Origin of the sequence: Actinoplanes sp. NPDC049802 (assembly GCF_040656595.1) — a bacterium.
Lineage (GTDB): Bacteria > Actinomycetota > Actinomycetes > Mycobacteriales > Micromonosporaceae > Actinoplanes.
This window is the reverse complement of sequence record NZ_JBFAMR010000044.1, coordinates 37909-49447: the sequence shown is the minus strand read 5'-3', so window position 1 is coordinate 49447 and position 11539 is coordinate 37909. Positions and strand designations below refer to the sequence as shown.

Annotated in this window: 10 protein-coding genes; 1 reads left to right on the top strand and 9 read right to left on the bottom strand. The window is 70.5% G+C overall.

Annotated features, from left to right (window positions below; genetic code table 11):
* Nucleotides 1-134: 134 nt before the first annotated feature.
* The 4 genes from AB0I88_RS26800 to AB0I88_RS26785 form a co-directional block, all read right to left on the bottom strand.
* Complete coding sequence (locus tag AB0I88_RS26800; RefSeq protein ID WP_361030117.1) at nt 135-941, bottom strand: DUF4142 domain-containing protein; 807 nt, start codon at nt 939-941, stop codon at nt 135-137.
* A gap of 134 nt (nt 942-1075) precedes the next feature.
* Nucleotides 1076-2185: a serine hydrolase domain-containing protein gene (locus AB0I88_RS26795; RefSeq protein ID WP_361030114.1), complete on the bottom strand. Its 1110-nt coding sequence runs from the start codon at nt 2183-2185 to the stop codon at nt 1076-1078.
* A 159-nt stretch (nt 2186-2344) separates the two neighbouring features.
* Nucleotides 2345-4192 carry a long-chain fatty acid--CoA ligase gene (locus tag AB0I88_RS26790; protein WP_361030111.1) on the bottom strand — a complete coding sequence of 616 codons (1848 nt, stop codon included), beginning with the start codon at nt 4190-4192 and terminating at the stop codon, nt 2345-2347.
* Complete coding sequence (locus tag AB0I88_RS26785; RefSeq protein ID WP_361030108.1) at nt 4189-4860, bottom strand: TetR/AcrR family transcriptional regulator; 672 nt, start codon at nt 4858-4860, stop codon at nt 4189-4191. The genes AB0I88_RS26790 and AB0I88_RS26785 overlap by 4 nt, the downstream gene beginning before the upstream one ends.
* A gap of 210 nt (nt 4861-5070) precedes the next feature.
* Between AB0I88_RS26785 and AB0I88_RS26780 the strand changes: the two genes are divergently transcribed.
* Nucleotides 5071-5739 (top strand): DUF6803 family protein, encoded by a 669-nt coding sequence (locus AB0I88_RS26780; protein WP_361030105.1) that lies wholly within the window; start codon nt 5071-5073, stop codon nt 5737-5739.
* A 128-nt stretch (nt 5740-5867) separates the two neighbouring features.
* Here the strand turns inward: AB0I88_RS26780 and AB0I88_RS26775 are convergent, their stop codons facing one another.
* The 5 genes from AB0I88_RS26775 to AB0I88_RS26755 are packed head-to-tail and all read right to left on the bottom strand — an operon-like array spanning nt 5868 to nt 11172.
* Nucleotides 5868-6452 (bottom strand): ATP/GTP-binding protein, encoded by a 585-nt coding sequence (locus AB0I88_RS26775; RefSeq protein ID WP_361030102.1) that lies wholly within the window; start codon nt 6450-6452, stop codon nt 5868-5870.
* Nucleotides 6453-6465: 13 nt separating this feature from the next.
* Entirely contained in the window at nt 6466-6966 is a 501-nt protein-coding gene (locus AB0I88_RS26770) for a DUF742 domain-containing protein (protein ID WP_361030099.1), read from the bottom strand.
* A complete protein-coding gene (locus AB0I88_RS26765; RefSeq protein WP_361030096.1) occupies nt 6963-7442 on the bottom strand; it encodes a roadblock/LC7 domain-containing protein in 480 nt (159 codons plus the stop codon). The genes AB0I88_RS26770 and AB0I88_RS26765 overlap by 4 nt, the downstream gene beginning before the upstream one ends.
* A 15-nt stretch (nt 7443-7457) precedes the next feature.
* Nucleotides 7458-10076 (bottom strand): nitrate- and nitrite sensing domain-containing protein, encoded by a 2619-nt coding sequence (locus AB0I88_RS26760; protein ID WP_361030094.1) that lies wholly within the window; start codon nt 10074-10076, stop codon nt 7458-7460.
* Nucleotides 10063-11172 carry a hypothetical protein gene (locus AB0I88_RS26755; RefSeq protein WP_361030091.1) on the bottom strand — a complete coding sequence of 370 codons (1110 nt, stop codon included), beginning with the start codon at nt 11170-11172 and terminating at the stop codon, nt 10063-10065. Before AB0I88_RS26755 ends, AB0I88_RS26760 begins: the two co-directional genes overlap by 14 nt.
* Between the last annotated feature and the right edge of the window lie 367 nt (nt 11173-11539).

Below are 11539 nucleotides of genomic sequence, written 5' to 3'. Positions count from 1 at the left end.
AGCCCGCCGTCCCAGCCTGTTCAGCCGCCGTAAAAGCGCGGGCGGCGCCCGCGGTAGCCCGGCCGTCCGCGGCCTGTTCAGCCGCCGTAATAGCGTGGGCGGCGCCCGCGGAAGCCCGGCCGTCCGCGGCCTGTTCAGCCGCCGTAATAGCGTGGGCGGCGCCCGCGGTAGCCCGGCCGTCCGCGGCCGCCGACGACCTGCCGGGTCACCAGGATGCCCGCGATCAGCCCACCGGCGAGGGCGGCGGCGATCAGCGGCATGTCGGCGCCGCCCAGCGTGTCCTCGTTCGCGCCCTGTTCGGCCGCGGACAGCACCTGCGCGGGCGCCTTGCCGGTGGCGGCGGCCGGCGCCGGCGCGGCCGGCAGCGCGGCGAAGTCGACGATGCCGCTGCTCTCCAGCAGGGTCATGTGTGTCATGACGAACTGGTTGGCCTGCTGCGCGAGCCTGCGGACGGTGTCGTTGCGGGTGCTCGACCGGATCGTCGCGATCGCCGGGAAGATCTTGCCGTGCGCGGACCGGAGCCGGTCGATGTAGATCGCGTCGAACTCGGGGCCCTGCGCCGCCTCCATCTCGTCGAGCCAGCCCTGCTGGTCGCTGTTCGGCTTGTTCGGCAACGCGATCTTCAGTTCCTTGGCGGCGGCCCGGGCCAGTTCGTCGAGCGCGGCGTGCTGGTCGGCGATGTTGCGGCCGATCCGCTTGATCCGGGCGCTGTTCGACTTCCGCTGTGCCATCTCCCCGGCCGGGATCTCCCACAGCCCGGCGAGGCGGACCTTGACGACGAGGTCCCGGTCGGCGTCGGAGATCTCCCCGGTGCCCCGGTCGAGCAGCAGATTCTCGGGAGGTACCGGAACGTCCGGCGCGGCCCGCACCGGATCCGGCACGAGCATGATCAATGCGGTGGAGAGAACCGCGGCATCACACAGGCGGCGCCACACGGACATCAGACCTCCCTCACTCGGATGCGCCGAACAGGGCTCATCGAGTCCCGTCGACACGTGCGGACACCGGGTGATACGAACCACCGGCCGGATCGGATCACCGAACCCGTGGCCCATCCGTGCCGGGCGCTCCCGGGTCACCCGGTGTGGTGACCGCCGGTGCGGGCGAGGGCGTCCCAGGCCGCGGAGATCGGTGCGAAGGCACGCATGTCGCCGGTGCGGCCACCGCCCATCCTGTTCATCGCATAGGCGTACGTCGCGCGTGCGTCCATGTCGATGATGGCCAGCGAACCGCCCGCGCCACCCCAGAACAGGGTGTTGGGATGGGGCATGAAGTCGCCGCCGACCGCGAATCCGAGACCGAAGCGAACCGGGATGCCGAGAATGAGGTCCGGTCCCTCGATTTGAACACGCAGGGCGCTGCGGCACGTCGCCTCGGACAGGAAGCGCCGGCCCTGGGCGACGCCGCCGTTGGCGAGAACGGCGTGCACCTGGGCGACGGATCGCGCGTTCCCGGTGCCGCCGCCGGCGGGTATCTCGGCGGCCCGCCAGGCCCGCGAGTCGGTCACCGACGTGTCCACCCGGGGATTGTGCGCCGCGTTGTCCTGCAACTCCGTCACGTCGTCGGAGAACGGCTCCACCCGCGGCGGGATCAGCTCGGCGACACGGGACTCCTCCGACTCCGGCAGGCCGATGTGGAAGTCGGCGCCGAGAGGTTCGGCGATCTCCTCACGGAACACCGTGCCGAGCGACCGGCCGGTGATCCGCCGTACGATCTCACCGATCAGGAAGCCTTGGGTGACCACGTGATAGCCGGAAGCGGTGCCGGGTTTCCAGAACGGTTCCTGAGCCGCCAGGGACCCGGTCGCCTTCTCCCAGTCGTAGAGGTCCTCGGGCCGCAACGGCTCGCGCCAGCCGGACAGTCCCGCGGAGTGGCTCATCACCTGCGCGACCGTGATCTCGTCCTTGCCGTTGGCCGCGAACTCGGGCCAGTAGCGGGCCACCGGGGCGTCGAAGTCGAGCTCCCCGCGATCGGCGACCAGCAGTGCGGTCAGCGCCGCCATGGTCTTGGTGATCGAGTAGACGTTCACGATCGTGTCCCACTGCCAGACCCGGGTGTGCGCCGCGTCGGCGTACCCGCCCACGAGGTCGGCGACGGTCTCGCCGTCGACGGTGGCGCAGAAGCACGCACCCGTCTCGGCGCCGTCGGTGAAGTTGGTCTCGAACGCGGCGCGCACTTCCGCCATGTCATCGCGGACGAATCCCCGCACATCCCCGTCAGTCAACGCCATCCCCCCGAAGATTGAGCACGCTGAATCCTCGGTGACGGCAGCACTGCCGGACAACCTGTTTACCGGCCGGCCGTGCGGATCGTGGGCCGCGATGACCGGTCGGCGGGCCGGCGCCTACGGCGCCGCGTAGAGCTCGTCGAACAGGTCACGGTAACGGTGCTCGACGACCCGCCGGCGCAGCTTGAGCGAGGGCGTCAGGTGGCCGCTCTCCACGGCGAGGTTGTGGTCGAGCACCAGGAACCTCTTGATCGTCTCCCAAGGGCTGAGGGTCGCGTTGAGCCGTTCGACATAGGCGCCGACCTCGTCGAAAAGCTGCGACGATCGGGCGATCTCGGCATGGGTCGCGCCGGCGAGGCCGTGCTCGGCCGCCCACTTGCGCGCCTCGTCGGGGTCGAGGTCGACGAGGGCCGTCACGAACTTGCGCCCTTCGCCGTAGACGACCATCTGGCCGGCCAGCGGGCAGATCGCCTTGAACCGGGTCTCGATGGCCTGTGGTGCCACGTACTTCCCGGTCGAGGTCTTGATCAGGTCCTTCTTCCGGTCGGTGATCCGCAGCGAGCCGGCCGCCGTGATCTCACCGACGTCGCCGGTGTGCAACCAGCCGTCGGTCAGGATGGCGTCGGTGACCTCGGGCATCCGGTGGTAACCCTGCATCACGCCGGGACCGCGCAGCAGGATCTCACCGTCCTCGCCGAGGGCCACCTCGGTGCCGGGCAGCGGGCGCCCGACGGTGCCGTACTCGGGGCGGCCGATCCGGTTGAAGACGGTGGTCGCGCAGGACTCGGTGAGACCGTAACCCTCCAGGACCGGAAGACCGACGGCGTCGAACCACTCGGCGATGTCGGTGGACAGGGCGGCGGCCCCGGAGATGAAGAACCGCACCCGCCCGCCGAACCGATCGCGGATCTTGGCGAGGACCAGCCGGTCGGCGAGGTGATACCGGACGGCGAGCAACGGTCCCGGGCTGTGGCCGGCCCGGCGCAGACGGGACACCTGGCCACCGACTCCGACGGCCCAGTCGAAGAGGCGCGCCTTCAGCCCGCCCTCACGCCGGATCAGGGCGGTCACACCGGCGTACACCTTCTCGAAGATGCGGGGCACGGCGGGGATGATGGTCGGCCGAACCACCGGGAGGCGCTCGACGATGCCGTTGACCTGGCCGTCCACGGCGAAGCTGAAGCCGACCGCGAGCTGGCACGCCAGCAGGGCCTTGCCGAAAGCGTGCGAGAGGGGCAGCCACAGGTAGCCGAGGTCGTCCGGCGCGAGGATGTCCATCGCCTGGGCCGCCAGGCCCTGGTAGACCCAGCTGCGGTGGGTGACGCGCACGCCCTTGGGCAGACCGGTCGTGCCGGAGGTGTAGATCAGTGTCGCCAGGTCATCGGGCTGGACCCGGGCGGTGGCCTCGGTCACCAGTGCGGGCGTGGCGGCGAGCAGCTCACGGCCGCGGGCGCGCAGGGCGGCGAGGGTGATCGCACGCTCGCCGGGCTCCGCGCCGGCCTCGATGAGGATGACGCGTTCCACCGGTGAGCCCTCGGCAAGCACCTTGCCGAGATGGCTCGCGTTCTCGACCACCGCGAAGCGGCTGCCCGAGTCGGTGAGGATGTGCATCGTCTCCTCGGGCGACGACGTGGGATAGACGGTGGTGGTCGCCCCGCCGGCGCACATCACACCGAGGTCCGCCTCGATCCATTCGACCCGGGTCGCGGAGAGGATCGCGACGCGGTCCTCCGGGCGCAGGCCGAGGTCGAGCAGACCGGCCGCGATCTCGGTGACCGCCTGACCGGTGTCGGCCCAGGTCTGCGAGTGCCAGCCGTCCGGTTCCGGCCGCCGGTACGCCTCCCGGTCCGGTGTGCGCCCGGCCCGGTCCAGGAACATCGCACCCAGCGACGACGGTTCGTGGAGTCGCAGCGCGGCCAGGCGGGCCACCTCGTCGGCCGGGGCGTAGCAGTTCGCCGTGCTCATCGTGTCCACTCCATGGTCGGTGCGGGTTCAGTCATCCGGGTCAGCCAGCCGGTCAGTTCGGGGACGAGCGAGAGCAGCTCCGGCTCGTCGCGTTCGTCCAGCACGTCGGACGCGATCTGCCGCAGCGCGTAGATCGCGCCGAGGTAGGCGCTCAGGGGAACCTGCCCGGCCGTGTCGGGAAACCGCCGTTCCCGCAGGTCACGGACGAACTCGGCGAGCCGGACGATGGCGGCGCGGCGGCGGCCGCGGGCTTCGCGGCCCAGGGCGTCCATCTCCACCTGGAACGCGCGCGCCGAGGCCAGGTCGCTGTGCAGCGTGCCGAGGTACGCCGTGACCAGACCCCGCACGCAATCGGCCCAGTCACCGCTGGAATCCACCTTGGACAGCCGCTCCAGGCACACGGCGATGAAACGGTCGTACGCCGCGGAGACGCACGCGTCCTTGTCGGCGAAGCAGGAGTAGAAGTTGGCCCTGGAGACCGCCGCACGCGAACAGATCTCCCGGACACCGAAACCCCGGTGACCGGTGTCGGCGAGCAACTCGGTGGCGGCGATCAGCATCCGTTCCCGTTGAGCGGCGGTGACCTGCTCGCGGCTCAGATCATGCCGTCCGCGGGGCAGCGAAGGCGGCGTGGTGAACACGACTCCGCTGGTGATGAGGTCCGGCATGGTGATCAAAGTACGTGGGGTTACTCCTACCCGACAGGGCCGGACGGCAGGGGGTAGCGCCGAGGGGGCCGACCGGAAGGGCCGCGGGTGGCGAACCTACCGGAAGGACGGGACCTTGGACCGATGCCCGGTCACGGCATCCCCGGCACCGTCAGTCACGGGGCGGACGACGGCCCCGCCCGTGTGACATCTCGACCCCGGGAGATCGCCATGACCGCGACACTCGTACGGCCCTCCGGCACCGCGCGTGGCCAGCGACCGTGGACCGCCGTCGTCGCCGGGCTGTCCGTGGCCGTCGCGGCCGGCGCGGCGTTCCTGCCGGCCTGGCCGGCCGGGCCCGACATGGGGTCGACGAACTACATGGGCCTGCTCGCGGCCAACCAGCCGTGGAACCTGATCCTGTTCATGGCCATCCCGGTCGTGCTCGCCGAGACGGTCGCGGTCACCGAGCTCGCCGTCCTGTTCAGCCGCGGCGGCGCCCGCAGGTCCGCCCTCGTCAACAGGTGGGCGGGCCTGGTCGCCGGGCTGTACTTCCTCGGGGTCACCAGCTACCTGATGGTGCACGCGGTCGTCCCCCTCACCCGCGACGGCGGGTGGCGCGGCCCGGCGGACGTGATCGCCGTCGGCTTCTACCTGCTCGGCCTGGTCCCCCTGTACGGGATGACCCTGCTGGAGACCCGTGCCGTCGGCGCCGACCTCGACGACGACACCCGCCGGAAGGTCCATGCCTGGATGGTCGGCGCGTTCCTCGTCGTCGCGCACATCGCCATGATCTTCGGAATGCTGGACCCCACCGTTCTCGGCTGGACCGCCGACCAGGCGCCGCCGACGCACACCATGCCCGGCGGAACCGTCATGCACGGCGGAACGCACGGCTGATCGGCGGGCCCCGCGGCCGGCAGCGGCCGGGGAGCACGGGGATCGCCGCATCCGTGGCCATCGCCCGGCTCGCCGCCCCGGCGGCATCGTCCACGAATGCGGGCCTGCCGGGCGGCGGTTGCGGGGCCTCAGCCGTCCTGTGCCTGTTCGGCGTGGTTCAGCGCCTGTTCGAGCACCACCAGGAGCGCGTCTCGCACCGACGTACGCCGGCGGGCGTCGAAGCTCACGATCGGGATCCGGTCGCCGACCGCGAGCGCCCAGCGCACCTCGCTGAGGTCGTACGCCAGTCGCCCGTCGAACATGTTGACCGCGACGGCGAACGGAAGCCCGGCCTGTTCGAAGTAGTCCACGGCCTGGTAGCAGTCGTCCAGGCGCGAGCTGTCCACCACCACGAGGGCGCCGAGCGCGCCGTGGACCATGCTGTCCCACATGAAACCGAACCGGTCCTGCCCCGGCGTGCCGAACAGGTAGAGCTTGAGGCTCTGGTCGATGGTCACGCAGCCGAAGTCCATGGCGACCGTCGTGGTGGTCTTGAGGCTCTCCGCACGCGGCTGGTCGATGCCGACGGACACGGCCGTCATCTCGGCCTCGGTGGTCAGCGGGGCGATCTCGGAGATCGACCGTACCGTGGTCGTCTTGCCGACGCCGAAGCCGCCGGCCACGATCATCTTGACCGGGACCGGGGGTCTCCTGATCGGCGGGTCGGTCGTCATCAGGGCCGGCGTGTCAGGAAATCGCACGGAGTCCATGCATCACTCGCAGAATGATCTCGGAGGAGGGCGCGGTCAGGGTGTCCGCGACGTGTACGTCGAGGTAGCCGGCGACGCGCAGGTCGGCGACCAGGATCTTGGCCACTCCCAGGTGCAGGCGTAGCCGGGCCGAGATCTCCGCGACCGAGATCGGCTCGCCGCACAGCGCCACCATGGCCTGCATCTCGGGGCCTAGCGACGCGAACGGCATCCGCCCCACCGCCGGGTCGAGAGGCCGGAGGGTGACCTGGGTCTCGAGGTCGATCTCCTGATCCACCGCGTTGACCCGGCCGCCGGTCAGGACGAACGGGCGCAGCGAAGCGGAACGGTCGGCCGGCTGCCGGAGCTGTTCACCGGTGTTGCCCGCGTCTCGGTGCGGGGTTTCGATCGGGGCGGCGCTGTTCGGGGAACCCCGAAGGTACGGGGGGATCCTGCCGATCGGCTCGGGAGCCGGCGCGCCGGATACGTTGCCGCTCAAATCTGGACGACGTTCTTCAGTTCCGCGATCAATCCGGGCGTCAGGGATGCTCCCGCCCGGGTTCCGAACAGCGTCATCTCGTACGCCACGGTGCTGAGATTCGCCGACTTGCTCGCGATGACGCCCAGCAACGACCCTCGGCTGATCGAGGTCACCACCAGGTAGCCGTCTGTTATGTCGACCACGACACGGTTCAGCGAGCCGAGGTTGTACCACTCGGCCGCGCCGACCGCCAGGCTGGCCATTCCGGACACCACCGCGGCCAGGCGGTCGGAGTCGGCCCGTTCCCGGTTGGACGACTTCGCCATGAGAAGGCCGTCCGACGAGACCACGATTGCATCCTGTACGCCCGCCGTCTTGGTGGCGAACGAGCCGAGAAGCCAGTTGAACGTCTTCGCCTCGGCACTGATCTCCACGACCGGTGTCTGCAGCGATCCCGGCACTGTGTTGCCGGGGCTGTTGGGTGAGCTGTCCATCGTGCTACTTCCTTCTCAGAGTCCGTTTCGCTGTGCGGCTTCGTCGTCTTGAAGCGCGCGCGCGACGCCCGATTCGAACTGCTCGACGAAGCTGCGGGCCGCGTCCGGGTCGCGGTCGATCGGCGGCAGATCGGCGGCACGGCGCGGGGCGAGGTCGGGTGCGGACAGGGTCGCGCCCGGTTGCCGCCGGTTGAGCGACCGGATCCCGGGTCCGGGGGCGCCGCGCGGGACGGAGGCCGGTGCGGCGCCGTCGCCCGGCCGGAAGGCCGGCGCGGGTTCCGCGGCAGGCGGCAGCGGGATGACCGGCGGCGCGGCCGCGGCGTTCTGCGCGCGGCGAGCACCGGCCTGGAACGCCTCCACGAACGCCTGATCCGACAGCGCGGCGCTGGTCACCGCCGGCGGGTGCGCTCCCGGCACGCGCCGGTGCGGCTCGGGCGCCGAGGAGTACGCCGGAGATTCGAGCGCCGGCGTCGCCGGGGCGTGCGGCCAGGACCCGGAGGGCTGCTCGCGAAACGTGACCGTCGGCGCCGGCGTGCTGGGGGGCGCCGGCAGGCTGCGGGCCTTCTCGAAGCCGTTCCAGGTGGTCGAGTGGTTCATCACCTCGGTGATCCGCGATATCGGGTCCGGTTCGGTGGGCGGCCGCCACTGCTCCGGACTCCGCGGCGCGGGCTCCGGCGCCGACCGGTACGGGGCCGGCAGGGTCGCGGCAGGCTGCGGGCCACCCCAGGACGACTGCGCCGGCTCGGCGGCGGACGGCGGCGGTGTCGCGGACGCGCTCACCGGCTGGCTGACCAGCAGTGCGCCGCTGATTCTCACGACGACGGTGACACCGCCACCCGGGGTGTGCTGGAGGGCGACGCCCAGTCCGTGGCGCCGGGCCAGGCGCCCGACCACGAACAGACCGAGGACCTGAGTCGGTACGAGGTCGAGCCGCTCCCGGCGGGCGATTCGGGTGTTCTCCTCGGCGAGCCGCTCGTCGGGCATCCCGATGCCGTGGTCGACCACGACGAGGTGCGCGCCGCCCGGCACGACCCGGGCGCTGACGGTGACCCGGGTGTGCGGCGGGGAGAAGTTGGTCGCGTTCTCGAGCAGTTCGCCGCACATCAGCACCAGGTCGCTGACGGCCGCGGGCGCCACTGCCAGATCGAGCGGAACGTCGAGGTCGACGCGGGTGTACTCCTCGATCTCGGCGAGGGCGAGACGCGCCACGTCGACCAGCCGAACCGGCGAGGGGTGGTTCTCCTCCCGCTCCGCTCCGGAGATCACGACGAGACTGTCGGCGCTGCGCCGCAGGCGGTTGGCGATGTGGTCAAGCCGGTACAGCTTGGCCAGGCGGTCCGGGCTGGTCTCTTCGTTCTCCAGCTCGTCGATCAGGTCGACCTGCCCGCCGACCAGGTTCTGGGTACGCCGTCCGATGTGGCCGAACATCTCCGCGACGTTGCGCCGGCTGAGCACTTGGCGTTCCACGAGCTTCGACGCGGTGGTCTGCACACGTTCGAAGGCGCGCGCCAGGTCACCGATCTCATCGTTGGAGTTCACCTCGAGCACCTCGAGGTGCACCGGATCGACCGTTTCACTGTCGTCGTCGGCGACCCGCCGCAGTTCCGTCTCGCCGGCCTCCGCCACCTGTTCGGCGGAGCGGCTGAGCCGGGTCAGCGGCACGGCCACGGCCCGGGCCACGAACGCCACCAGGATCAGCACCGCGAGCAGCACGAGCAGGGCGAAGCCGCCCACGCCGTACGCGAAGGTGAGCTGTTGCCGTCGCTGATCGGCGACCGACGAGGTGAGCTCCTCGACGATGTCCTTCTCGACGAAGGTGCCGAGAGCGCTGAACGACACCAGGGTGGTGAACAGGGTGCCGATCGGCCGCTTCGCCATCGCGCTGACCGGATCGGCCTCGAACTTGACGTCGAAGTCGATGCCGACGCGGCGCCGGAAGCCGTCCGCCACCAGGTCGTACTGGTCGCGCTGGCTCTGCGTGGCGAATTCGGAGAATCGTTCGAAGAAGGTGTTGTACTCGGCTCGTTCCTCGTGATATCGGCCGGGCAGGTCCCCTACTCCCTCCCCGGCCATGATGGCGAGCAGGGCGGTGCTCTCGGTGTTGGACTCGTCCATGCGCAGCAACGCGTCCAGCGCGATGAGGTGCCGGCCGGAGGCGAGAGTGGCGTCGGCCTGCTGCACGAGCTCGAGAGACTCGATCAGGCCGTCGAGCAGCGGCACGAAGTCGTCGACCACCTGCTCGGGCGTGACGGTCTTGGCCAGCACCCGGCGGCGCAGCGGGTTCATCAGCTGCGTGCGGTCGATCTCCTCGCGTACCCGGGGTGGCAGGCTGTCGCCGAGGTCCTGCAGCACGTCGGTCACCCGGTCGGTGACCGACGCGGTCTGCAGCAGGACGTCGTTCTGATCCACGACGCCGAGCAGGTAGCCGACCGAGAGCAGCCGCTCGCGCTGCAGATCCTGCAGGACCGCGCCGATCCGTCCGGCCACCGTGGCCGCGGCGTCGATGTCGGTCGCTTTCCGGGAGCTGGTGACCTGGTCACGGACCACGGGCAGGACGAGGACGAACATCGCCAGCAGCGGGATGGTCACCAGCAGCGTCAGCTTGCCACGGATGCGGAGCCTACTGAGGAACACCGAAACGCTCCCGCCGTCCGGAGTTCACGTCGGATCCGCCGTGCGGCCTGGAGTCGGGCCATTGCGACTGCGTCGGCCACGGGGTCGACGCAACGGCCACCGGTGCAGCCACTCGCTGATGGGCCGGAGCCGGCGGAGGTGTCTGCTTCGGGTCCTCGTCGTCCGCCGCCGTGTCCGGGCGCCGCCGGCTCGCCAGGCCCGCCGCGACCGGCGCGAGCGCCAGCAGCACAGCCACCGCGAGCACCCCGGTCGCCAGCAGGCGGCGCTGGCTGAGCGACGAGAGCCGGTCCTGCAGCGCGACGTCGATCTGGGCGAGGAGAGCCTCCGAGAGTTCGGCCGCGGCGTCCTGCGCCTCGTCGCGGGCGCTGACGACCTGTGCCGCGTCGACGCGGCCCTTGCCGTCCAGCATCGGCGTCATCAACGGCACCAGCTTCTCGACCGATCGGTTGAAGCGGTCGAACTTGCTCAGCAGGTCGCCGCCGAGGCTTCGGCTGCCGGAGCCTTCCACCGCGAGCCGCGCGTTGTCGTAGAGGTCCTGCGCGTTGCTGACCAGTTCGGAGCGCGCGACGCTGATGTCGACCACGGCTTGGGCCTTGCCCGCGGCTGACGACCCGGCCGCGTTCACCAGGAGATCCGTGTAGCGGGTGGCCGCGACGACGGCCGCCGGAAGCTCCTGGGTCGCGCCGTCCCCCAGGTAGTACGTCTCCGCCTCCGGGTCGCGGATCAGCTTGGAGTTGTTGCGGACCTTGTCAATCAGCGCGAGCAGCAGGTCGCCGGCGTCGCCGTACGCGGCGGTGACCGTCTGGTGGGTGCCCCGGGCGGGCAGAGCTTCGATCTTCTTCCGCAGCTCGGTCCATCGCTCCTGGGTGCGGAGTTCCTCGCCGAGCTCCTTGTCGACGGCGGAGACGGCGTCGACCGCACGGGCCACCGGCTCGGCCGGCGCCGCGTCGCCGTTGACCGCGATCGATTCCGCGTTCGTCAAGGCGATCTCGAGCTGTACCAGCGGCTTGAGGTACCTGACGCCGTGACGCTCCAGCTCGGCGAACGAGGATTGCTCCCCGACCGACTGCCACACCATGGAGTACAGCACCGTCATTGACGCGATCAGGGCAAGTGACAACAGCGTCCGCGCTACGCCGCCGAACGGCCGCACACGCCGACGCTCCCTTGCAGTCATCATCGTTCACCCTCTGGACAGCGTGGAACACAAGCGTCCGCGCTGCCCTCGAAACGCTCTGACCTGGGAAACCGCCACAGGCTGAATTGATCAAGGGGGAAGATACCGGCGTGACGTCACTCGGATCGACGGCGACTTGACCGACGATTGCGGCGTACCGGTTGGACGATCGCGCGTACCAGTTGAGACTGCCGGGGCTTAAGTCACCTGTGCGGGTGGGACACCTTGCCAGGTGATCATAGAGGTCTTAACATCGCGCTCCCGGTGAGATCGGCCGGCCGGGGCC